Origin of the sequence: Bacillus sp. NP157 (genome assembly GCA_018889975.1) — a bacterium.
Lineage (GTDB): Bacteria > Pseudomonadota > Gammaproteobacteria > Xanthomonadales > Rhodanobacteraceae > Luteibacter.
This window is the reverse complement of the sequence record CP076546.1, coordinates 1,541,187-1,562,458: the sequence shown is the minus strand read 5'-3', so window position 1 is coordinate 1,562,458 and position 21,272 is coordinate 1,541,187. Positions and strand designations below refer to the sequence as shown.

Here is a 21,272-nt window from a genome sequence, read left to right as displayed (position 1 = left end):
AGGAGCGCGCCTGCGCGCGAATGGGTTACCGAAAAATCCATCCATGACGCGACACCCCATCGCGCGCAGGCGCGCTCCTACACGGGGTCTGGGGTTTTCTTGCGGCGTTGGCGCAGCGTCCACCAGTTGATGCTGAGGTTGACCGCGAACCACGCGCCGATCAGTGCCAGTGGCCAGGCGATCACCGCGGGCCAGAGGATGGCGACGGCGGTGAGCACGATGGCGGCCACGGCGCCAGCAAGCACGGGGCCGGTCTCGGTATCGCCCAGCACGCGGTGATGCGTGATCGCGGCACCGACCGTGTTTGCAATGCGCAACGCACCGGCCGCCGCGCGGCTTGAACTGCCGCCGGCGCGACGCGGCCTTGGCGGGCGCGGCGAACGGCTGCGCAGGCGCTCGTTGCCGGAGCGACGGCGCCGGCCGCGCAGCAGGATCTCGGTTGCATTTTCCAGGTCGGCCTCGTACTGCGCCGCCAGCTTGCCGGCAAAGCCTGCATCCTCGATTGCCACGTCGATCTCGCGATTGCTCAGCCAGCTGGCGATATTGAGGTTCGACGAACCCACGCGCGCCCAGCGGCCATCGGCCACGGCGGTCTTCGCATGCAGCATCGAGCCGTTCCACTCGAACACGCGGATGCCGGCTTTCAGCAGCGGCCGATAGCCCGAACGCGACATGCCCGCGACCATCGGGATATCGCTGGTGCCCGGCACCAGCAGGCGCACGTCCACGCCATCGCGCGCGGCCGCCGACAGCGCCTGCACGTAGGGCGCCACGCCGACGAAATACGCGTCGGTGAGCCAGAGCGTCTTCGTCGCCATCGCCGCGACCATCTGGTCGAGCCGGTACATCCCCGCCGTGCTCGGCTGGGTCGCGATCACCCGCAGGCCCACGTCGCCCGCATTCGGCCGGCCTTCGATCGGCGCCAGCCGCGGGTCGTCCGGCAGCGGCACGCCCGCGTCGCGCCAGCTATCGGCGAAGGCCTGTTCGATCTCGGCCACCGCCGGCCCATGGATCATGACGCCGGTGTCGCGCCACGGCGGCACGTCGCGCGACGGTTCGCCCAGCCACTTTTCGCTGATGCAGACCCCCGACAGGAAGCCGATCTCGCCATCCACCACCAACACCTTGCGGTGGTCGCGGCTGATCCAGCCAAACGAGCTGCCCAGGCGTGGCGGGTTATAGATGCGCACCTCGCCGCCGGCCTCGCGCAGCGCGTTCCAGAAACGGGAACGCGACTGGCCCAGGCAACCAGCCCAGTCGGCGATGACGGCGACGAACACGCCAGCGCGCGCGCGTTCGACCAGCGCCTCGCGGAACGCGTGGCCGATGCGGTCGTCGCGGACGATGTAGTTTTCGAGGAAGACATGCCGCCGGGCCCCGGCGATGGCCTTGAGCCATGCGTCGTAGTGGGCCTGCGCGTCGATCAGCAGCTCGACGGCGTTGCCACCGATCAGGGGCGCCCCGGCGCTGCGGCTAAGGGCCTGCTCGGCGAACTGGCGGGTGGTGAAGGCATTGCCGTGAGGTGCGTTCATGGGAGGCGAGTGTAGTGGCTTCTGGCATGATCGCTGGCATGGCATCGATTCCGCGTGACCACGACACCCTTGCCGCCGTCGCCGCGATCCTCGCGCGAACCGGCGGCCACCCGCGCGTCGCCGCGCCGCTGGGCCTGGGCAAGCCGCATGGCCTGCTCAATGCGCTGTACGACGCGGTGGCGGACGACACCGGCCGCTCGCTGACGCTGTTCACCGCCTTGTCGCTGACCCGTCCGCCCGCAGGCAAGGGCCTGGCCGCACGCTTCGCCGCGCCCTTCATCGAACGCCACTTCGGCGTGACCTACGAAGACCTGGCCTATGCGAAAGCCCAGGCCAGCGGCACGCTGCCGACCAACGTGCAGGTGCACGAGTTCTACATGCAGTCGGGTGCCTTGCTGCATTCGGCGTCGGCGCAGCGTAACTACATCAGCCAGAACTACACGCACGTGGCGCGCGACCTCGTCGGCCGCGAGATCAACGTGCTCGTGCAACTGGTCGCCGCGCGCGACGGCAGGATCAGCCTCTCGTCCAATCCCGACCTGACCTTCGACTTCCTCGACCAGATGGCCGCCGCAGGCAAGCCGAAGCCCTTCTGCGTGGCGGTCGTGCATCCTGACATTCCGTATGTCAGCGGCAACGCGGAAGCCCCCGACGGCCTGTTCGACCTGGTCGTTGCGCCGGAAGTCGCGGCACCGCTGTTCGCGCTGCCACGCTCGCCCATCGCGCCGGACGAATTCGCCCTCGGCATGCACGCCAGCGCGCTGGTCGTCGACGGCGGCACGCTGCAGATCGGCATCGGCGCGCTATCCGATGCGCTGGTCCGTGCGCTGTTGCTGCGCCACGAACAGAACGACGCGTGGCACGAAGGCATCGACGCACTCGCGGGCGACGTGCCAGGCTGGGGCGGTGGCGAGCCTTTCGCACAAGGCCTCTACGGCGCCAGTGAAATGGTGATGGACGGCTTCATGCACCTACAGCGTGCTGGCGTGTTGAAGCGCCGTGCCTACGAAGACCTCGCGACGGAGCGCGTGGTGGCCGCCGGGGGCACCGTCGGCCCCGCCGGAGGCCACTACCTGCGCGGCGCCTTCCTGCTCGGCTCGCGCGAGTTGTATGCGTGGATGCATGCCTCCGAGCGCGACGACCCCGACGCGATCGACATGTGCCGCGTCTCCAACGTGAACCATCTTTACGGCGATCACCAGCCGCTCGCCGCGCTCCAGCGTCGCGGCGCACGCTTCTTCAACACCTGCATGATGGCGACGCTGTTCGGCGCGGCGGTGTCCGATGGCCTCGACGATGGCCGCGTGGTCAGCGGCGTCGGTGGCCAGTACAACTTCGTGGCGATGGCGCACGAAATCCCCGGCGGCCGCTCGATCCTGATGCTGCGGGCCACGCGCGGCAGTGGCAAGGCCACCCGGTCGAACATCCGCTTCAACTATGGCCACGCGACCATCCCGCGCCACCTGCGCGATGTGTACGTCACCGAATACGGCGTCGCCGACCTGCGCGGCCTGTCCGACGAAGCCTGCGTGGAAGCGATGCTGGGCATCGCGGACGCGCGCTTCGTCGACGCGCTGGTGGCCGAAGCGAAACGGGCAGGGAAGCTGCGCCCCGGCTTCGAGGTGCCACCCGCGTGGCGGGCGCACACCCCGGAAGGGCTGGCCAAGGCGCTGACGCCGATGCGTCGCCGTGGCCTGCTCGAGCCGTTCCCGTTCGGCAGCGACTTCACCGAGGTGGAGCAGCAGCTCCTGCCCGGCCTGGGCTGGCTGAAGGGCGCGTCGAAGGGCGAGCTGGTCCGTGCCGCCCTGGCCCCGGGCCGGCCGGTTGCCGGGGAAGACGAGGCCCTGGCGCGCATGGGCCTGGCGTCCGTGAAGACCTTGGCGGAATGGCTGGAGCGCCGGCTGGTGCTGGCCGCGCTGCGCCGGCGCACCTAGCCAGCGGCCGCGCCGTTCCGCGTCATCCCGGTCATTCCCGGCCTTCCCCAGCCTGTCACCCGCTTGCGCTAAAATGCCCCGCTATGACCGACGATCTCGCCCGTCCGCGCCCTGCGGAAGCTGAAGCCCGCCGCCCCAGCACCGGGGTCCACGTCGACCGCGTGCAGGTCGGTGGCGGCGCACCCATCGTGGTGCAGTCCATGACCAACACGGACACCGAAGACCCGGTCTCCACGGCGAAGCAGGTCGCCGAGCTTGCCCGCGCGGGTTCGGAAATGGTCCGCATCACCGTGAACACGCCCGCCGCCGCCGCCGCCGTGCCGCGGATCCGCGAGCGCCTGGAAATGATGGGCGTGTCGGTGCCGCTGATCGGCGACTTCCACTACAACGGCCACCAGCTGCTGGAAGGCGAGCTGGCCTGTGCCGAGGCGCTGGCGAAGTACCGGATCAACCCGGGCAACGTCGGCTTCGGCAAGAAAAAGGACTCGCAGTTCGCCTCGATCATCGAGATGGCGATTCGCTACGACAAGCCGGTGCGCATCGGCGCCAACTGGGGCTCGCTCGACCAGTCGATGGTCGCCGCGCTGATGGACGAAAACGGCCGCCGGGCCAACCCTTGGGATGCCGGCCACGTGGCCCGCGAGGCGCTGATCCGCTCGGCGCTGGATTCCGCCGCCCGCGCCGAAGACCTCGGCCTGGCGCGCGACCGGATCATCCTGTCCTGCAAGGTCTCCGGCGTGCAGGAACTGATCGCGGTCTATCGCGATCTGGCCCGTCGTGGCGATTACGCGCTGCACCTGGGCCTGACCGAAGCAGGCATGGGTTCGAAGGGCATCACCGCGTCGGCCGCCGCGCTCGGCGTGCTGCTGCAGGAAGGCATCGGCGACACGATCCGCATCTCGCTCACCCCGGAGCCGGGCCAGTCGCGCACGGCCGAGGTCATCGTCGCCCAGGAACTGCTGCAGACCATGGGCCTGCGTGCGTTCACGCCCCTGGTCACGGCATGCCCGGGTTGCGGCCGCACGACCAGCGAGTTCTTCCAGGAACTGGCGAAGACGGTGCAGACCCACGTCCGTGACCGCATGCCGGAATGGCGCGTGAAGTACGACGGCGTGGAGAACCTGACCCTGGCCGTGATGGGCTGCGTGGTCAACGGGCCGGGTGAATCCAAGCACGCCAACATCGGTATTTCGTTGCCGGGCAACGGCGAGGCACCGTCCGCGCCGGTGTTCATCGATGGTGAAAAAGCGATGACCCTGCGCGGCGACAACATCGCCCACGAGTTCGTCGCGATCCTCGATAACTACGTGGATACGCACTACACCGTGCGCCACGACTGAGCGGCTGCACAGGCTGCCATCACGCCCTGCATGCGGGGCCATCCGAGATGATATCGGGTGGTCCCCCAAGAAAAGCAGGAGCATGGCATGTCCAAGACCGTTCCCCTTCTCGACCTCAACGATGGTCACAAGGCACCGCAGCTCGGCTTCGGTGTCTTCCAGATCCCGAACGCAGAGACGGCCAAAGCCGTCGACACCGCGCTGAAGGCGGGTTATCGCTCGCTCGACACCGCGGCGATCTACAAGAACGAAGAAGGCGTGCGCCAGGGCATCGAAGGCTCCGGCGTCGCGCGCAGCGATATCTTCCTCACTACCAAGCTGTGGAACTCGGAGCAGGGTTTCGACGAGACGCTGCGTGCGTTCGACACGAGCGTGAAGAAGCTCGGCGTCGATTACGTCGACATGTACCTCATCCACTGGCCGACGCCGAAGAAGGATCGTTACGTCGACACCTGGAAAGCGTTCATCCGCCTGCGCGACGAAGGCCGCATCCGTTCGATCGGCGTGTCGAACTTCCAGCCCGCCCACCTCGACCGGATCGTCAGGGAAACCGGCGTCGCCCCTGTGGTAAACCAGGTCGAGCTGCATCCGGACTTCGCGCAGGACGATGTCGTCGCCGCGAACCGCAAGCATAAGGTGATCACCGAAGCCTGGAGCCCGCTAGGCCAGGGCGGTGACCTGCTGAAGAACGACACGCTGGTCGCGCTGGGCAAGAAGCACGGCAAGTCGCCGGCCCAGGTGGTGCTGCGCTGGCACGTGCAGCTCGGCCACATGGTGATCCCGAAGTCGGTGACGCCCGAGCGCATCGCGGAGAACATCGACGTGTTCGACTTCGAACTGTCGCCGGACGAGATGGCCGCCATCGCGAAGCTCGACAGCGGCAACCGGATGGGCCCGGATCCGGACGAGCTCAACTAATCCATCGACACATCGATTTCGATCGGATAGGGCGCCGGTGCCTTCGGTGGCACCGGCAGCGTCCACACGGCGAACTGGCCGGCGAAGCAGTTGGCCACCGGCGTCGCCGGACGCACCGCGACATCGGTCGGGTGGCCCTTGGCATCCACCGTCGCGACCAGCGTGAACGGCTGCTTGTCGGCCGGCGCGTTGCTCGCGATGCAGCTTTTCAGGGCATCCGTCGCCGGGTTGCCGATCCCGTCCCATAGCTTCGCCTGGTAGGCCTTGCCGTCGGCTTTGGCTTCCAGCGCCTTGGCCGCCTGGATCCGCGCGTCCAGGCCATCGGTTCCGGCGAGGGCAAACATGACGGCAAGCAGCATCGGGTGTCTCCGGGATGGAAAGGGCAAAGCCTAGCAGGCACGCAGGCCGTTCACATCGGCCGGGCTAGCTTGCTCGCATGGCGCCGCCGCTGCGGCGCGTTCGCAAGGAGTTGCCATGCGTTACCTGATCGCACTTGCCGCGCTTGCCGTCGCTACTTCGGTCGCGGCGCAGGCGCCTCCGCCGGGCAACGTGCCCGCGAAACCGAAGGCACAGGCCACCGCACCGTCCGCCATGCCGGCCGCACCGACGCCTGCCGCCACGCCCGCACCAATGCCGGCAGCGCCCATGCCCGCGACGCCGCCGTCGTCGATGCAGGCAAACCCGGCGTCCGCGCCCGTGCACGGTAACGGCGCATCGGTGCCGGTGCAGCCAGCGTCCGACGCCGGTGCGACCGAACGCGGCCTTGCTCCGGTCCAGCCGGCCACGGGTGTGCAATCACCGGCCGGCGTGACCAACCGCGTCCGCAACGCGGCCAACCACGACACCGATGCAAACGGCCACGTCGTCGATCCGCACGGCAAGCCGGTCGGCCAGGCACCCGCGGTTCCGTCGACCGTCCACTGACGAGCGCGCTCAACCCTCGACGATCTCCCGATCGTCGGGGTTGGTCACGGCAAGCTCCGACCAGTCCAGCTCGTTCTCGAGCAAATGGAATACGTCGTCTTCGATCTCGCCTTTTGCGCGCATCTCCAGCAGCAGCTTTCGCTTCGCCTGCAGGCCCTTGCGCTTCAATTCGGCCATGCGCGTACCGGCGATCGGGCTGCGGCCCGCTTCCGCTTCGTGGCGCGCATCGGCGTAGTACTCGTGGACGCGGCGCGCAACGTCATCGTTCTCGCCGTCGAGCGTCGCCTCGGCGGCATCGAGCAAATGCAGGCGCACCTTCGAGGCGTCGTCGCGCAGCGTGGTGTCGCGACTGAATTTCAGGAAGCGCACCAGCCACGCCAGCGTCGTGCCCTGGAACACCAGCGTGCCGACGGTGACGGCGAACGCGGTGAGGACGATGAGGTCGCGTTGCGGGAAGGCATCCGGCAGGCCGAGCGCCGTGGCGAGGGTGACCAGGCCGCGCATGCCGCACCAGGCCACCACCAGGCCTTGCTGCGGCGTGGGGTTCGGCTGGCTGGTGCGGAACCGGCGCAGCAGCCAGTTGTAGACCATCACCCAGGCGAAGCGCACGCCGATGCAGACGCCCAGTGCGGCGAGGGCGAACCAGAGCGCATGGCCAAGCGCCGGGCCCGGCATGCGTTCGACGATCGTCCGCGCCTGCAGGCCCACGAGCAGGAAGGCGATGACGTTGGAGATGAACACCACCGCCGCCCACACCGAGTACGCGTGCAAGCGGTCGCGCGGCGGCGTTTCGCCCGGAAGCACATGGGCGATGGTCATGGCGAAGGCGACCACGCAGAGGATCGCGGAGACATGCAGGTATTCCGCGACCAGCCAGATGCCGAACACCGCGGCGAACTGCGAGAGCGTGGCGCTCAGCGTCCCGCGCAGCTCGCGCGACAGGTAGACGAACAGCCGGCCGAGGATCCAGCCCAGCGCCAGGCCGCCGGGCACGGCGAGCAGGAGCAGGGGCAGGGTCTGGGCCAGGCCGTCGGGCGCCAGCGCCGTGCGCACCGCCACGCCGAAGATCAGCAGGGCGGTGGCGTCGTTGAGCAGGCTTTCGGCGGTGAGCACCTGCACCGTGCGGCGCGGGAGGTTCAGGCGCGACAGCATCGCCGTGGCGGCGCCGGCATCCGGTGGCGAGACGATCGCGCCCAGGGCCACGGCAACCGCCAGCGACATGCCGCCCCAGGCGACCCCGAGCCACGCCACCGCCGCCGTGGTCAGGACCACGGCGACCGCGGCCAGCGACACCGTCGGCACCCAGAACCGGCGCACGGTCCGCGGCGGCATGTCGAAGCCGGCGTCGAGCAGCACCGGCGCGATGAACAGCACCAGGGCCAGGTGCGGATCGATGCCGATATGCGGCGCCCACGGCAGCGCGGCCACCAGGGTGCCGGCCGCCGCCAGCACGGTCGGGTAGGGCAAGGCGAGGGCGCGGGTCACCCGCAGCAGCACGACCGCCAGCAGGGACAGCAGGATCATGCCTTCGAACAGTGCCATGGTGGGGTCCCCCGGGTATCGACCCCCTTAATGTCGCATCGTTTTGCGAGCGTGGGTTACCATCCAGCGGTACCTTCCACGCGGGGTTGGGATGAAACGATTTATCGTCGTAGCCGTTCTCGCGGCCGGGCTGGCCGGTTGCCAGGGCATGGCCGCGAAAGTCTCCCGGCTCGAAGTCGGTGCCAGCCGCGAAGCCGTGCTGGACCGCCTGGGCCCTCCCGACTCCGATCGCAGCATCATCGGTTTCGAGGTGATGAGCTGGCTCGAGCGCCGGCCCAGCCGCTTCTCGTTCTCCCATAAGGACTACACCGTTGTGCTGCAGGACGGGAAGGTCACCCAGTTCGGCCCGGGCCTGGTCCGGCGCGACAGCAAGACCACCCTGCAGATCGAGACGGGCGATCCATAGCAACCCCGTGGGTGGTGCAGGAAGCCCGTACAAGCATGACCCGGACGCCGGGGACTAGGTTTTCCCTAACGGTCCACCGGAAGCCTTCCGCCATGCCACAGCCGCCCAGCTTTGCCGAACTGTCCACCGAACTGACCCGCCTGCATGACGCGCGCGAAGCCGCCATCGGCCGTACGCTGGACGCCCTGGAAACCACCCATCCGCCGCTGGCCCAGCTGGTGCTGAGCTGCACAGGCGACCGCCAGCGCGCGGCACGCTGGCTGGTGATGCCGCAACGCGCCTTCGCCGGGCGCAGCGCCTGCGACATGCTCGCCGAAGGCGATATCGACGCGGTCTGGGACCATGTCGTCTACAAGCAGCTCGGGATGGTCGCCGCGCTCTAGGCCTGCCCGTGGCCATCGGGCTGCCGGATCCAGCCACGGTGGCCATAGACCCACAGCGCCACGTACTCGCGCAGGCAGCGCGCGGTCAGGGTCAGGGCTTCGCGCCGCGGTAACCAGCCAGCGGCATCGGTCAGCAGGACGCGGTCGTCGTCGGCCGCTGGCACCGCGGACACCTGGATGCCTTCGTGCCGAAACGACGCCGCCGCCCGGCGCATATGGATCGGCGAGGTCACCAGCAGGATCGCGCTGCGCCCATCGGCACGCAGCAGTGCGGCCGTATTGAGCGCGTTCTCATGCGTGTTGCGGCTTTTCGCTTCGATCCGCAGGTCGGCCGGCGGTACGCCCGAGATCGTGTAACCCGCTGCCAGTGTGCGGGCCTGGTCGCTGCCCGACACCAGCAGGATCGGCGCATAGCCTTCGCGCCACAGCCCCAGCCCGGTGCCTGCGCGACTGCCGGCCAGCGCCCACGGTCCGTCCGGCAGCTTGCCGCCGCCGAGCACCACGATGGCGTCGGCCCGCGCTGGCGCTGGGCTAGCGGGCGTGACCAGCCCCTGGCGCAGGTGCAGGGCGACCGCGGGCGAGGATGCGACCCAGACCCATGCGATGGCGAACAGGCCGGCGGCAAGCGCCGCGCGCGGCCGGCGGGCCACCACGCAAAGCACGGCCAGCAACCCGACCAGCAGCGCCTGCACCGCGGGATGCAGCAGGTGCGAAAGCATGTCCACAGGCCCAGCCATTCGTCCCTTCGCCGCATGCGCGGGGGGCATTGATCATCGCGCAGATCGCGAATCCGCACCGTCGGTCGAATGGCATAGGCGGGCTGTTGAATGTACGCGACCACCCTTTGAAGTGACCATACCGACCGTGAAGCCACAGGGGCGGATGGACATCATGAAGCGTTGGAATCGCATCGCCGTACTTATCGCAGCCGTGCAACTGGCCGCCTGCGCCACGGGTGGAAGCTCGCTGCCACCGCCGAAGGCCGACGCGGAAAGTCCCGTCGTGCCGTCCTACCTGATCGGGGTGGATGACCAGCTGCAGATCACCGTCTGGCACAACCCGGACCTCAGCGTGAGCGTGCCGGTCCGGCCGGACGGAAAGATCACGGTGCCGCTGGTCGGCGACGTCGCCGCCGGTGGCCGCAGCACCGACCAGGTCGGCGCCGAGATCCAGCAGAAGCTTGCCCAGTACATCCGTGACCCGCAGGTGGCCGTGATCCTCACCGCCCTGCGCAGCCACGAATACCTCTCCCGCGTGCGTGTCACCGGCGCGGTGCGCAGCCCGATCTCGATCCCGTACCGGCAGGGCATGACCGTGCTCGACGCCGTGCTCGCCGCGGGCGGCACCACGGAATTCGCCGCACCGGATCGCACCGAGCTGTATCGGCACGACGCGAAGGGCGACACCCAGGCGTACTCCGTGCACCTGGAAAAGATCCTGCAGCAGGGTGACCTCGGCAACAACTACCCGGTGCAGCCGGGCGACGTCATCACCGTTCCGCAACGCGCTTTCTGACCGACCGCCGGCGCTGCCGGTGGCAAGGGGTTATGTCGATGAGTTCGGAAGTCGTACCGTTTGCGGGGATGCTTCCCGCGCTGGTGGGCGAGGCGCGCAGGCGCCGCATCACCATGGGCCTGGTGTTCGCCGCGATCGCGCTGGTCGCGCTGGTCGTGGGCATGCTGTGGCCGAAGAAGTACGAGGCGTCGGTGACGATCCTGGCCCAGGAGTCCAGCATCATCACCCCGCTGATGGAAGGCGCCGCCTCCGCCACCGGCACCAAGAACCGCGCCGGCATCGCCCGCGACGTGATCTTCAGCCAGCCAGTGCTCGACCAGGTGCTGGCCACGGGTGGCTGGACCGCGTCCAACCCCTCGCCGATCGAACGCGACAAGCTCGTCGAGGGCATCAAGTCGCGGACGAAGATCATCAACACCCGCGACAACCTCATCACCATCACCTATTTCGACTCCGACCCGCGCCGCGCCTTCGCGGTGACGCGTGCGTTCGGCGAACTGTTCATCAGCGAGAGCCTGGCCTCCAAGCAGCGCGAGAGCCGCGAGGCGTATGAATTCATCAACAGCCAGGTCGAGGCGTATCGCAGCAAGCTCACCGACGCCGAAGACAAGCTCAAGGCCTACCGTGAAGCCAATGCGGATGCGCGCCCCGGCAGCGAAGTCGACACCAATTCGCGGATCAGCCAGCTGCGCACGCAGATCGAAAGCAACCGCATGGACTACATGCAGAAGCTGTCGCAGGCCTCGGCCATCTCGTCCCAGCTCAACGGCGAATCCGAAGTCAACGCGGTGCAGACCGTCGGCGGCGTCTACCAGACCCAGCTGGCCGACCTGCAGGGCCAGCTCGACAAGCTGCTGCTCAACTACACCGATGACTACCCGGACGTGATCCGCCTGCGCCACCAGATCGAAGACGTGCGCAAGCAGATGGCCTCGTCGGATGCGCAGCGCGCGCTCGGCAGCGGCACGCCGGTGGACCACAACATCGCGATGAACCCGGTTTACCAGCAGATGCGCATCCAGCTGGTGCAGACGCGTGGCGATGCCGCGGCGAGCGCCGCGCGGGTCAGCGCCAGTGAATCGATGCTCGCCTCGGAGCTGGAGCGCAGCAAGCGCATCGCCAATTCCGAGAACGTGGTGGCCGAGCTCACCCGCGACTACAACGTAAATCGCGACGTCTACCAGGACCTGCTGAAGCGCCGCGAGAACGCCCGCGTGTCGATGAACCTGGACGCCGAGCAGCGCGGCCTGACCTTCCTGGTGCAGAACCCGGCGGTGATGCCGCTGGTGCCGTCGGGCCTGCGCTTCATGCACTTTGGCCTGGCCGGGCTTGCGCTCGCCGTGGCCGTGCCGCTGGGCCTGCTGTTCATGGTCGCCCGCTTCGATCCGCGCGTGCGTTCGGTGGCCCAGCTGGAGCGTGCCACCGGCTTCCCGGTGCTCGCGTCCATCCCGTTCTATCCCACCCCGCGCGACCGTCGCCGCAGCCACCTGCAGAACATGATGCTGGCCACGATCGTGTTCGGGGTCGGCATGGTTTACCTCCTTGTGATCTGGCTGCGCCTGAAGGGCTGAGGACGAGACATGGCCGTGAACAACATCGAGCTGGGCGACGTGGTCGCCACGCACCACGAATCCCAGGCGACGCCGAACCACTCGATCGCGCGGATGCGCGAGGAGACCGGCACGCTGGCGCCGATCGACTGCGAGCGTAAGCGGCTCATCCATCGCGAAGAGTCCGTCCGCCAGCAGTCCGACGCCTTTCGCGGCATCCGCACGCGCCTGCTCGAGATGGGCGGCGACAGCAACTTCATCACCCTGGTGGCGGCCGTGAGCCCGCGATCGGGCGGCAGCTTCGTCTCGCGCAACCTAGCCACCGCGTTCGCTTTCGACGAATCCAAGACCAGCCTGTTGATCGACTGCAACCTGCGTTACCCGAACCAGCACAAGGCGATGGGCGTCGAGCCGACTACCGGTGGCCTGGTCGACTTCCTCGAACATCCCTCGCGCGGCATCGCCTCGATCATGTACCAGACCGGCGTGCCGCGGCTGCGCATGATCCCGGCCGGCAAGTCGCGCGAGAACAGCAGCGAATACTTCTCGTCGTTCCGCATGCGCGCGGTGCTCGATTCGCTGCGTTGCCGCTACCCGGATCGCTACCTGTTCCTCGACGGCCCGCCCGTGAAGGGCGCGCCGGATGCACGCATCCTGTCCGACCTCGCCGATTTCGTGGTGTTGGTGGCCGGCTACGGCCGCGACTCACCTGCTGCGATCAACCAGGCCGTTGCGAATTTCGATCCCGCCAAGCTGGCGGGCGTGGTGTTCAACGAGTCACCGTGAGCCACGGCTCCAGGGGAGGGAACATGCCGGCAGTAAAGCGCCTCGCCCAGGCCGTCGTGCTTGGCCTGACAAGCGTGCCCGCGATGAGCATGGCGGGCACGCTGGATTACTCGCTGTATGCCGGACTGGAGCACAGCAACAACATCACGCTGTCCTCGGACAACCCGGTCAGCGAGAACGTGCTGTCGCCGGGTGCCACCTTCCAGTACAACCAGCTGGGCTCGACCTTCCAGGCCAACGTGCTCGGCACCTTCGAGTACCGCCGCTACCTGGAAAACCATTTCGACCCGCAGACCCAGACCCAGATCGCGGGCCAGGCGAACTGGACCGTGATGCCCGACCGCCTCGACTTCTCCGTCGAGGACTATGCCGGCGTGCAGCCGGTGGACCAGCTCTCGGCCGATGCGCCAGGCAACCAGCAGCAGACCAACGTGCTGGCGCTGGGGCCGACGCTGCACCTGCGTTTCGGCGATTCGACGCGGGGCCAGGCGGAAGTGCGCTTCATCAACAGCTACGCCTCGCGGGTGGACGAATTCGATTCCAAGCGCGGCATGGTCGCCCTGCGCCTGTTCCGCGACCTGACCCCGACCGACACCATCTCGGGCAATGTCGAATACCAGCACATCAATTTCGATAACCAGCCGAGCACCGCGGACTACAACCGCGAGGAAGCCTACCTGCGCTACACCAGCCAGCTGGCGCATGTCGACGCGAACATCATGGTCGGCGGCACGCGGCTGGAGTTCCACGAAGGCAAGAGCGAAAACTCGCCGCTGGTCCGCATGCAGCTCGGCTGGCAGCCGACCCTGCGCAATTCGCTGGCCATCGCTGGCACCTACCAGTACGCCGACGCGGCCAGCGACATGCTGACCTCGCCATCCGTCTACGGCCTGGGCCCGACCGATAACGCCGACCGGACCCAGGCGCTGGATCCGTTCGCCAACACCGGCGGACTCGGTAGCGGCAGCCTGTCCGGGATCGGCATCGGCAGCGCCGTGATCGGTTCGGACGTGTACAAGGAAAAGCGTTTCGAGGCGACCTGGAACTGGAAGAGCGAGCGGTTGAACATCACCGTGTCGCCCGCCTGGAACCGCCTGCGCTACATCGACGACGGCACGTTCAACCAGACCGGCAAGGGCCTCAGCGTCGGCGTCGGTTATCGGCTGAGCCCGACCCTGACGCTGTCGGGCTTCGGCACCTACGACAAGCTGAGCTACGACACCATCGGGCGCCATGACAACACGGCGCGCCTGGGCATCGACCTCGGCCAGCAATGGAACCGGCACTGGAGCTGGCACGCCGCCGTGGCGCGCGAGCGTCGCAACAGCGATGCGGTCGGCCAGAGCTACCGCGAATCCCAGTTCTTCATCGGCGTGGTGTACCGGAGGTGAGGATGCGACACGATCCCGAAATGCCGTTCTTCTTCGGCGTGGATGGCGGGCTGTTCGGCATGTACCACGCGCCGGCCACGCCGCCGCGGCGTGCGGTGCTGATGTGCCCACCGCTGGGCCAGGAGCTGATCCGTTGCCACCGGTTGTATCGCCAGCTGGCCCAGGCACTCGCAGCGCAGGGGCTCGCCGTGCTGCGCTTCGACTACCACGGCACCGGCGATTCCGCCGGCGACAGCGCCGAGGTGGACTGGAACCGTTGCGTGGGCGACGCGATCACCGCCGCGGGCGAACTGCGCTCGCGTGCCGGCGTCGATCGGGTGATCGCCTTCGGTGCCCGGCTGGGTGGCAGCATCGCCCTGGCCGCGGCCGATCGTGCGCGCTTCGCCGAGGTCATCGCATGGGATCCCGTGCTGGACGGGCATGACTACGTCGCCGCGCTCGACGCCATGCAGGCGGCCTTGCGCGAAGACGGCGATCGATTCAACCAGCCGCGCGCGCATGCCGACGTCGCGGAACAGTGGCTCGGCTTCGACATCGGCGGCAGCCTGCGCAAGCAGATCGCCGCGCTGCGCGTCGCGCCAGCTAGCGTGCCGACCCTTGTGCTGGATTCGTCGCCCTCGTCTGCCCGCCCCGATTGGGAAAGCCTGGTCGCCCGGCGCGGCAAGGTGTCGCCGATCTCGCCGCCGACCCCGTGGACCGACCTGCGCCGGCTGGAGAGCGCGATCCTGTCGCACCCCTTGATCCAGGCCGTCAGCGGCCGCCTGGCGGAGGACGCATGATGCGTGAAGAAGCCTTCCGTTTCGGTCGTGCCCGCCACCTCGTCGGCATTGCTGGCGTGCCCGAGGAAGCCACCGGCGAGACCGGTGTCATTGTCCTCAACGCCGGCCTGGTCCATCGCATCGGCCCGTTCCGCCTGCATGTCGAACTGACCCGGCAGCTGAATGCCGCGGGCTATCCGACCCTGCGCTTCGACCTTTCCACGCTGGGTGACAGCGGCGCCAGCGGCGGCGGCCTGACCCGTACGCAGCAGGTCTGTGCCGACGTGGACGACGCCATGAAGCTGCTGGCCGAGCGCGCCGGCTGCGAACGCTTCGTCCTGGTCGGCCTCTGCTCGGGGGCGCAGAACGCGCATACCGTGGCGGCCAGCGACCCGAGGGTCAGCGGTGCCGTGTTCCTCGACGGCTATGCGTACCGCACGCTGGGTTACAAGCTGCGGCACTACCTGCCACGCATGTTCGACCCCGCGCGCTGGGCACGCTTCCTGCGCCATCGCCCGGGCGGCGGTGGCAGCGACAAGCCCGCGTCCGAACCCGTCTTTTCCGTGGCGCCCGCGCCGCGCGAGGAAGTCATCGCCGATTTCACCGGCATGGTCGGTCGCGGCGTGAAGCTCTACCTCGTGTACTCGGGCGGCATCAGTTATTGCTTCAACCACTCGCGTCAGTTCCGCGAATGCTTCGGCAAGGTGATGGACCACCCCGCCGTGACCACGAGCTATCGCGCGGAAACCGACCACACCTACATCCTTACCGGCGACCGCGCGCGGCTCGTCGATGGCATCGGCGGCTGGCTGGCACGCAATTTCCCGCCCGCCACGGGGAGGCACGCATGAGTACGGTCCTGGTCACGGGTGGCGCTGGCTACATCGGTAGCCACACGGTGCAACAACTGGTGGCGCGCGGTGAGCGCGTCGTGGTGATCGATAACCTCTCCACTGGCTTCCGCGAAGCGGTGCGCGGCGCCGCCTTCGTCGAAGGCAACGTCGGCGATTGCGATCTTGTGGCGCGCACGCTGGAGACCTACCGCGTCGACGCGGTGCTGCACTTCGCGGCGCATACGGTGGTTCCCGAGTCGGTCAGCGACCCCTTGAAGTACTACGGCAACAACACCTGCAACACGCGCAACCTGCTCGCCTCGTGCGCGGCGGCTGGCGTGGACAAGTTCATCTTTTCCTCCACGGCGGCGGTGTACGGCACCACCGATGACGGCATCGCCGACGAAAACACCGCCACGCGGCCGATCAATCCCTACGGCACATCCAAGCTGATGTCGGAGACGATGCTGCGCGACTGGTCGTCGACGGGCGCGATGCGCCACGTGATCCTGCGCTATTTCAACGTCGCCGGCTGCGATCCGGAAGGGCGCATCGGTCATTCCACGCCGCAGGCAACCCTGTTGATCAAGGTGGCCTGCGAGCATGCGGTGGGCAAGCGCCATTGCATCTCGATCTACGGCACCGACTACGACACGCCCGACGGCACCGGCGTGCGCGACTACATCCATGTCGACGACCTGGCCGCGGCGCACCTGCGCGCGCTGGACCACCTGCGCGAGGGCGGGGCGTCGCTGACCCTCAACTGTGGCTACGGCCACGGATACAGCGTCCGCGAAGTCGTGGACGCCGTGACACGCGTGGGCGGCCACGCGTTGAATGTCGTGGAGCTGCCGCGTCGCCAGGGTGACATCCCCATGCTGATCGCCCGAAGCGACAAGCTCCGCCAGGTGCTGGGTTGGGAACCGCGTTACGACGACCTCGACTTCATCGTGCGCACCGCGCTGAGTTGGGAATACCAGCTCGCCGGGACGGCACCGATCGCCTCGGTCGCATGACCCGCAAGGCTGCCCGCGCTTTCCATCGCTCGTGCGTCGCCGGTCGCGACGCAGGCGAGGCCGCCGGTGCACTGACCCGGCGTTTCCTGTTTTTGATCGCCTGCCTGCTGGCCCTGGGCGCGGTGATCGGACCCGACGCCGCCGCGGCCGATGGCCTGCCACCGGCGATCCAGAAAATCGAGGTCAAGCGGTTGGCCGGGCAGGGCGATGCACTGCCGGTGTCGGTGGGTATCCCGTTTCCGCCGGGCATGCTGAAAAACGCGGACGACGTGCACATCGTCGATGCATACGGCAACGACGTCCCCGCGGCGATCAAGCCCATGCTGACCTGGCACTTCCGCGACGGCAGCATCCGCGCCGTCCGTGCCCAGTTCCGCGCCACCCAAGGCACCTACTACTTCACCACCACCGGTGTCAGCCCCTGTAGGAGCGCGCCCGCGCGCGACCGAAATCCCTCAAACCCCCCATGCCCCCCCTCCTGGCCCTACCCCCAAGGCCTGATAAAAAACACCCCAGCCGCCATAGCCACCCTAACCCCCGACTGGCTCACCGCCTCCCTCATCGCCGGCCCGCAAAGCGTCGCCGGCAAGAACGAACCCTACGCCGCCTATGTCGACGCCCAGTTCCACTGGGCCCGCGAGCTGCCGGTGAAGGACACCACCGCGTGGCTATTCGACCGGCCCTCGACCCTGTTCAAGGCCTACGTTCGCACCGGCCGCGCCGACTACCTCGCGGCGGCCGAAGAGAGCTATCGCTGGTACATGGCCGGCATCAAGCGCGACGGCATCCCGGCCAGCCCGTCCTGCGCCGGTGGCTGGCTGCCCGACGAAAAGCCCTGCGACGTGAAATACGTCTACATCGAACCGATCCTGCTGGCCATGGGCCTCGCCGGCGACGACAGCATGCACGACGCCGACACGGTGTCGAAGATGGCCGACCTGTGGGCGAGCGGTGGCTGGAACACCACGCCCGGCGCGTACCGCGCACCGAACGACTACTTCACCGAGCGGCTCGCCGGCCTTGGCCTGATCGAGACCGTCGCTGCCTACGAACTCACGGGTGCCAAGCGCGACCGCGAACGCGTCGAGCAGCGCGTGGGCTGGCTCTACGACCACCAGCGCAAGAATCCCGATGGCCTCGGCGACGACGGTTCCTGGCGGAACAGCTGGAACGTCCACGAGAACGACCCGCATGGCACCGACGACGTACGCGGTGCCTCGCCGTGGATGTCCGAGAACATCATCGACGGCCTATGGCACGCGTGGCTGGTGACCGGCGATGCGCGGATCCCGCCGATGATCGTCGACTTTGGCCGTTACCTCGAACGCTACGGTTGGATCGCGTCGAAGGAGCTGGTCTCGCCGCATAACTGGCGCAACGATTGTTCCGGCCCGGACGGGCAGATCGCCTGGTACTGGTCGTCCTCGCACGCGCCGGCCGCGGCGATCGCGAAGATCCAGGAGAGCGAGGGCTGGTATAGCGACGGGCATACCGTGGAGCTCGGCTTGCCGGTGGCCGCAGCGCGTTATTTCGAGACCGACCCGGCCCGTGCCGCGGCGCTGCAAAAACGCTTCGAGGCGATCGCCCATTCCTACAGCCCGTCGTGCGCGGCAATTTCGGACACGCTGCGCCGCTTCAACTGGAATAATCGCGGCGCGGGCGTCGCGCAGTGGATGATGGCGCAGCCGGCGGGGGCAGGGCTCAAGCCGGGCGCCAACCCCGTGGCGTCGCGTGGTGCGTCGGCCGAGGGGCATTCGCCATGAGCCGTCGGATCGACGTCCTTCGCAGCGTCGGCATCGTCACCGTGTCGACCTACATCGAATACGCGCTTGGCCTGTTGATGAGCGTGTGGATCGCGCGTTCGCTCGGGCCGGCGGATTTCGGCCGGTATGCCTTCACCGTGTGGCTGTGCGGCTGGCTGATCGTCTGTTCGAACCATGCGTTGACCACCTCGTCGACCAAGTTCATCGCCGAGGCGGATGGCATGGGTGACCCCGCGCTCGCATCGAGCCTGGCGGCGCGTTTCTCGCGCATCCAGGGCTGGAGTTCGCTGGTGGTGATCGGCCTGTTCCTGTTGGTCGCGGTGGTCTTCCGGCCCGCTGAGTGGGACCAGTCGCTGCTGCCGATCATGCTGCTGGTCGTCGTCGCCGTGGTCGCCAAGGCGAACTACGCGATGCTGGTCGCGATCGGCAAGGGGCAGGAGCGATTCGAGCCGGAGGCGGTCGCGACCGTCATCGGCGGCATCGCCGGCATGCTGTTCGTGCTCGGCGCGATGTTTGCCCATGCGGGCCTGCTCGACTTCGTCGCCCTGTTCGCCATCGCCTGCCTCTTGCTCAACCTGATCAACCGGATCATGTACCGGCGACTGTGCCGGCCGTATGCGCCGGGGGTGGTGCCCGCGGCGATGACGACCCGGGTGAACCGGCACCTGAAGCTCACGGCCATGCTGGTGCTGATGGGCTCGTTCCGCACCGGCACCATCGAGGTGTTCCTGCTCAACACCTTCACCGGCTCGGTGGCGGTGGGTTACTTCGCCATCGCCGGCACGCTGACACGCGGTGCCGTGCAGCTGTTCTCGGTGGGGCTTACCTCGACGCTGCTGCCCTACATGGCCAAGACCTACGGCGAGAGCGGCACGGCGAAGGCGGCGCGCTTCCTTTCCGAAGCCACGCGGTTCTACTGGGCCGTGGGCATCGCGATCGCCGGTATCGGCGTGGTGACGACGCCGGAGATCGTGCGGCTGATGTACGGCACGCGCTACGTGGATGCGATCCCGGCGATCGAGGCCACGCTGGTGCTCGGCGGCTTGCTGCTGATCGGCAATGGCATCGCCGCGTTCCAGACGGTGGTCGACCGGCAGGACGATCGCGTCCGCATCGCGGTGGTGGCGCTGGTCGCCAACGCCGTGCTCGGCGGGCTGCTGGTGCCGCCGTTCGGCCTTGCCGGTGCCGTGTGTACCTATGCCGCCACGCGCATCGTCGAGATGGCCCTGGCCGTGCACTACCTGCGCAAGGCGACCCAGGGCGGGATGCCCTGGGCGGCCATGCTGCGCCTGTTCGGCGTTGGCGTCGTCGCGACGCTGGCGGCATGGGCCGCCACCGAGGCGACGCCGTCGCGGCTCGGCTTCATCCTCGGTGCCCTAGCCTTCGTCGCCATCTACGTGCCGGGTAGCGCCTGGGTGCGTTACTGGTCGGCCGGGGACCTCCAGTTGATGGCGGGCATCAGCCGACGGCTGGGTCCGCCCGGGCGTGCGCTCTCGCGCGTGCTCGCCATCGTGCCGCCCGCGGCGGCCAAGGCCAGTCCATGAACTACGTCTGCTCGATCCTGCGAACCCTGGACGCGCTGCGCGCCGCGCGCGACGAGATGGCTGCGCTGGCGGAGTCGCCCGGTGGATGCGATGGCGTTGTCCAGCATCCCGACTGGATCGCCTACGAGGTGGAGAGCCGCGACGACGGCACCGCGCCGTATGTCGTCGCCGTACGCGACCACGCGGGACGCCTCGCGGGCTACGCGCCCATGCTGGCCATCCGGCATACGGCGAGGCTCGACCTCGCCGGTCGCCGGCTGGATGTTTACCGCGGGCAGGCCCTGCGCCTGCTCGGTGCGGGCGTGGTGGCGCGCGACGACGAACGCGCCACCGTCGAACTGGCCATCGTCCGGCAACTGCAGGGCGACGACCGGGTGCGGGTCATCCGTATCCAGGAAAGCGTGCTGCCCAATCCCTTCGCGGCCGCGCTGGGCAAGGGTGAGGCATTCCGGGTGGTGTCGGCGAACCTGCTCGAGCAGGTCCAGTGGACGATCGAGCCGCAGGCCTCGTCGGAGGCATGGCTCGCCAGCATGGACAAGAAGCGGCGTACCGACCTGACCCAGCGCGTCGGGCGTGCCTACCGCAAGCTCGGCGGCGATGCCGCGCTGCACGTTTTCGACACGCCCGGGTCGATGCCCGAATACTGCCGGCTGATGGATGAGGTGTATGCACGCACCTGGCACCACGCCGACTTGCCCATCCAGTGGCAACACCCGCTGCGGGTTGCCCTGTTCGAACGACTGGCCGCCGCCGGCCACATCGTCGGCCACGTCGTGGTGCGCGACCGCAAGCCGCTGGCCTACGTGCATGGCTACCGCGTCGCCGGCACCTACCTGGTCGACGACCTTGGCTATGACGAAGAGATCGCCAAAGTGGGTATCGGTTCGGTCGCGGTGTTCCAGGCGATCAAGGCCTTGCTCGATCGCTTTCCCGGCGAGCGGATCAGCTTTGGCTATGGCGACAACCAGTACAAGCGACTGCTCGCGACCGACCGGCAGGACTGTGGCTCCCTCTACGTCGTCCGCTCCAGCCGGGCCACGGCGGGTTTCCACGTTTACGCCCCCGTCCGCTGGCTGTACCGCGGATTGCATCGCGTCCGCGAGGACATGCGCGCACGCAAACGTGGGTAGGCCCATA

General features: G+C 68.2%; 20 protein-coding genes. 16 read left to right on the top strand and 4 right to left on the bottom strand.

Annotated features, from left to right (window positions below; all coding sequences use genetic code 11):
- Nucleotides 1-77: 77 nt before the first annotated feature.
- Nucleotides 78-1,532, bottom strand: coding sequence for a hypothetical protein (locus KPL74_06940; GenBank protein ID QWT21737.1), 1,455 nt, complete (start codon nt 1,530-1,532; stop codon nt 78-80).
- A 38-nt stretch (nt 1,533-1,570) separates the two neighbouring features.
- On the opposite strand from KPL74_06940, the gene KPL74_06935 reads away from it, so the two are divergent.
- The 3 genes from KPL74_06935 to KPL74_06925 all read left to right on the top strand — a co-directional run bounded on the left by KPL74_06935 (nt 1,571) and on the right by KPL74_06925 (nt 5,724).
- The gene (locus KPL74_06935; protein QWT21736.1) at nt 1,571-3,466 is read left to right on the top strand and encodes a hypothetical protein; all 1,896 of its coding nucleotides are present in this window, start codon (nt 1,571-1,573) and stop codon (nt 3,464-3,466) included.
- An 83-nt stretch (nt 3,467-3,549) separates the two neighbouring features.
- The gene (ispG, locus tag KPL74_06930; GenBank protein QWT21735.1) at nt 3,550-4,806 is read left to right on the top strand and encodes a flavodoxin-dependent (E)-4-hydroxy-3-methylbut-2-enyl-diphosphate synthase; all 1,257 of its coding nucleotides are present in this window, start codon (nt 3,550-3,552) and stop codon (nt 4,804-4,806) included.
- An 87-nt stretch (nt 4,807-4,893) separates the two neighbouring features.
- A complete protein-coding gene (locus KPL74_06925) occupies nt 4,894-5,724 on the top strand; it encodes an aldo/keto reductase (protein ID QWT21734.1) in 831 nt (276 codons plus the stop codon).
- Here KPL74_06925 and KPL74_06920 read toward each other — a convergent pair.
- Nucleotides 5,721-6,083 (bottom strand): hypothetical protein, encoded by a 363-nt coding sequence (locus tag KPL74_06920; protein QWT21733.1) that lies wholly within the window; start codon nt 6,081-6,083, stop codon nt 5,721-5,723. The genes KPL74_06925 and KPL74_06920 overlap by 4 nt on opposite strands.
- Nucleotides 6,084-6,198: 115 nt before the next feature.
- Here KPL74_06920 and KPL74_06915 point away from each other — a divergent pair, with 115 nt between their 5' ends.
- Entirely contained in the window at nt 6,199-6,648 is a 450-nt protein-coding gene (locus KPL74_06915; protein QWT21732.1) for a hypothetical protein, read from the top strand.
- A gap of 9 nt (nt 6,649-6,657) precedes the next feature.
- Here KPL74_06915 and KPL74_06910 read toward each other — a convergent pair whose 3' ends face one another.
- Nucleotides 6,658-8,190 (bottom strand): sodium:proton antiporter, encoded by a 1,533-nt coding sequence (locus tag KPL74_06910; protein QWT21731.1) that lies wholly within the window; start codon nt 8,188-8,190, stop codon nt 6,658-6,660.
- Nucleotides 8,191-8,281: 91 nt separating this feature from the next.
- Here KPL74_06910 and KPL74_06905 point away from each other — a divergent pair, with 91 nt between their 5' ends.
- A complete protein-coding gene (locus tag KPL74_06905; protein ID QWT21730.1) occupies nt 8,282-8,596 on the top strand; it encodes a membrane lipoprotein lipid attachment site-containing protein in 315 nt (104 codons plus the stop codon).
- A gap of 92 nt (nt 8,597-8,688) precedes the next feature.
- Nucleotides 8,689-8,979: an MbcA/ParS/Xre antitoxin family protein gene (locus KPL74_06900; GenBank protein ID QWT21729.1), complete on the top strand. Its 291-nt coding sequence runs from the start codon at nt 8,689-8,691 to the stop codon at nt 8,977-8,979.
- Here KPL74_06900 and KPL74_06895 read toward each other — a convergent pair.
- A complete protein-coding gene (locus tag KPL74_06895) occupies nt 8,976-9,716 on the bottom strand; it encodes a YdcF family protein (protein QWT21728.1) in 741 nt (246 codons plus the stop codon). The two genes, KPL74_06900 and KPL74_06895, sit on opposite strands and share 4 nt — an antisense overlap.
- Before the next feature lie 154 nt (nt 9,717-9,870).
- On the opposite strand from KPL74_06895, the gene KPL74_06890 reads away from it, so the two are divergent.
- From KPL74_06890 to KPL74_06845, 10 genes are read left to right on the top strand one after another with little or no spacing between them, the layout of a single operon-like run.
- Entirely contained in the window at nt 9,871-10,494 is a 624-nt protein-coding gene (locus KPL74_06890) for a polysaccharide biosynthesis/export family protein (GenBank protein QWT21727.1), read from the top strand.
- A gap of 38 nt (nt 10,495-10,532) precedes the next feature.
- Nucleotides 10,533-12,065 carry a hypothetical protein gene (locus KPL74_06885; protein ID QWT21726.1) on the top strand — a complete coding sequence of 511 codons (1,533 nt, stop codon included), beginning with the start codon at nt 10,533-10,535 and terminating at the stop codon, nt 12,063-12,065.
- Nucleotides 12,066-12,074: 9 nt separating this feature from the next.
- Complete coding sequence (locus tag KPL74_06880) at nt 12,075-12,830, top strand: hypothetical protein (protein ID QWT21725.1); 756 nt, start codon at nt 12,075-12,077, stop codon at nt 12,828-12,830.
- A 23-nt stretch (nt 12,831-12,853) separates the two neighbouring features.
- Entirely contained in the window at nt 12,854-14,221 is a 1,368-nt protein-coding gene (locus KPL74_06875; protein ID QWT21724.1) for an outer membrane beta-barrel protein, read from the top strand.
- A 2-nt stretch (nt 14,222-14,223) separates the two neighbouring features.
- Nucleotides 14,224-15,000: an alpha/beta fold hydrolase gene (locus KPL74_06870; GenBank protein ID QWT21723.1), complete on the top strand. Its 777-nt coding sequence runs from the start codon at nt 14,224-14,226 to the stop codon at nt 14,998-15,000.
- A complete protein-coding gene (locus tag KPL74_06865; GenBank protein QWT21722.1) occupies nt 14,997-15,830 on the top strand; it encodes an alpha/beta fold hydrolase in 834 nt (277 codons plus the stop codon). The genes KPL74_06870 and KPL74_06865 overlap by 4 nt, the downstream gene beginning before the upstream one ends.
- Nucleotides 15,827-16,828, top strand: a complete 1,002-nt coding sequence (galE, locus tag KPL74_06860; protein ID QWT21721.1) for a UDP-glucose 4-epimerase GalE — start codon at nt 15,827-15,829, stop codon at nt 16,826-16,828. The genes KPL74_06865 and galE overlap by 4 nt, the downstream gene beginning before the upstream one ends.
- Nucleotides 16,825-18,591, top strand: a complete 1,767-nt coding sequence (locus tag KPL74_06855) for a hypothetical protein (protein QWT21720.1) — start codon at nt 16,825-16,827, stop codon at nt 18,589-18,591. The genes galE and KPL74_06855 overlap by 4 nt, the downstream gene beginning before the upstream one ends.
- A complete protein-coding gene (locus tag KPL74_06850; protein ID QWT21719.1) occupies nt 18,588-20,135 on the top strand; it encodes an oligosaccharide flippase family protein in 1,548 nt (515 codons plus the stop codon). The genes KPL74_06855 and KPL74_06850 overlap by 4 nt, the downstream gene beginning before the upstream one ends.
- Nucleotides 20,132-21,265: a GNAT family N-acetyltransferase gene (locus tag KPL74_06845; protein QWT21718.1), complete on the top strand. Its 1,134-nt coding sequence runs from the start codon at nt 20,132-20,134 to the stop codon at nt 21,263-21,265. Before KPL74_06850 ends, KPL74_06845 begins: the two co-directional genes overlap by 4 nt.
- Nucleotides 21,266-21,272: the final 7 nt, after the last annotated feature.

What these genes read in the sequence shown, in the direction of transcription:
- KPL74_06870 (QWT21723.1), top strand. Translation starts at nt 14,224, where the DNA reads ATGCGACACGATCCCGAAATGCCGTTCTTCTTCGGCGTGGATGGCGGG.
- KPL74_06920 (QWT21733.1), bottom strand. Translation starts at nt 6,083, where the DNA reads ATGCTGCTTGCCGTCATGTTTGCCCTCGCCGGAACCGATGGCCTGGAC.
- KPL74_06895 (QWT21728.1), bottom strand. Translation starts at nt 9,716, where the DNA reads ATGGCTGGGCCTGTGGACATGCTTTCGCACCTGCTGCATCCCGCGGTG.
- galE (QWT21721.1), top strand. Translation starts at nt 15,827, where the DNA reads ATGAGTACGGTCCTGGTCACGGGTGGCGCTGGCTACATCGGTAGCCAC.
- KPL74_06905 (QWT21730.1), top strand. Translation starts at nt 8,282, where the DNA reads ATGAAACGATTTATCGTCGTAGCCGTTCTCGCGGCCGGGCTGGCCGGT.
- KPL74_06865 (QWT21722.1), top strand. Translation starts at nt 14,997, where the DNA reads ATGATGCGTGAAGAAGCCTTCCGTTTCGGTCGTGCCCGCCACCTCGTC.
- KPL74_06880 (QWT21725.1), top strand. Translation starts at nt 12,075, where the DNA reads ATGGCCGTGAACAACATCGAGCTGGGCGACGTGGTCGCCACGCACCAC.
- KPL74_06940 (QWT21737.1), bottom strand. Translation starts at nt 1,532, where the DNA reads ATGAACGCACCTCACGGCAATGCCTTCACCACCCGCCAGTTCGCCGAG.
- KPL74_06855 (QWT21720.1), top strand. Translation starts at nt 16,825, where the DNA reads ATGACCCGCAAGGCTGCCCGCGCTTTCCATCGCTCGTGCGTCGCCGGT.
- KPL74_06875 (QWT21724.1), top strand. Translation starts at nt 12,854, where the DNA reads ATGCCGGCAGTAAAGCGCCTCGCCCAGGCCGTCGTGCTTGGCCTGACA.
- KPL74_06935 (QWT21736.1), top strand. Translation starts at nt 1,571, where the DNA reads ATGGCATCGATTCCGCGTGACCACGACACCCTTGCCGCCGTCGCCGCG.
- KPL74_06850 (QWT21719.1), top strand. Translation starts at nt 18,588, where the DNA reads ATGAGCCGTCGGATCGACGTCCTTCGCAGCGTCGGCATCGTCACCGTG.
- KPL74_06890 (QWT21727.1), top strand. Translation starts at nt 9,871, where the DNA reads ATGAAGCGTTGGAATCGCATCGCCGTACTTATCGCAGCCGTGCAACTG.
- KPL74_06885 (QWT21726.1), top strand. Translation starts at nt 10,533, where the DNA reads ATGAGTTCGGAAGTCGTACCGTTTGCGGGGATGCTTCCCGCGCTGGTG.
- ispG (QWT21735.1), top strand. Translation starts at nt 3,550, where the DNA reads ATGACCGACGATCTCGCCCGTCCGCGCCCTGCGGAAGCTGAAGCCCGC.
- KPL74_06900 (QWT21729.1), top strand. Translation starts at nt 8,689, where the DNA reads ATGCCACAGCCGCCCAGCTTTGCCGAACTGTCCACCGAACTGACCCGC.
- KPL74_06915 (QWT21732.1), top strand. Translation starts at nt 6,199, where the DNA reads ATGCGTTACCTGATCGCACTTGCCGCGCTTGCCGTCGCTACTTCGGTC.
- KPL74_06845 (QWT21718.1), top strand. Translation starts at nt 20,132, where the DNA reads ATGAACTACGTCTGCTCGATCCTGCGAACCCTGGACGCGCTGCGCGCC.
- KPL74_06910 (QWT21731.1), bottom strand. Translation starts at nt 8,190, where the DNA reads ATGGCACTGTTCGAAGGCATGATCCTGCTGTCCCTGCTGGCGGTCGTG.
- KPL74_06925 (QWT21734.1), top strand. Translation starts at nt 4,894, where the DNA reads ATGTCCAAGACCGTTCCCCTTCTCGACCTCAACGATGGTCACAAGGCA.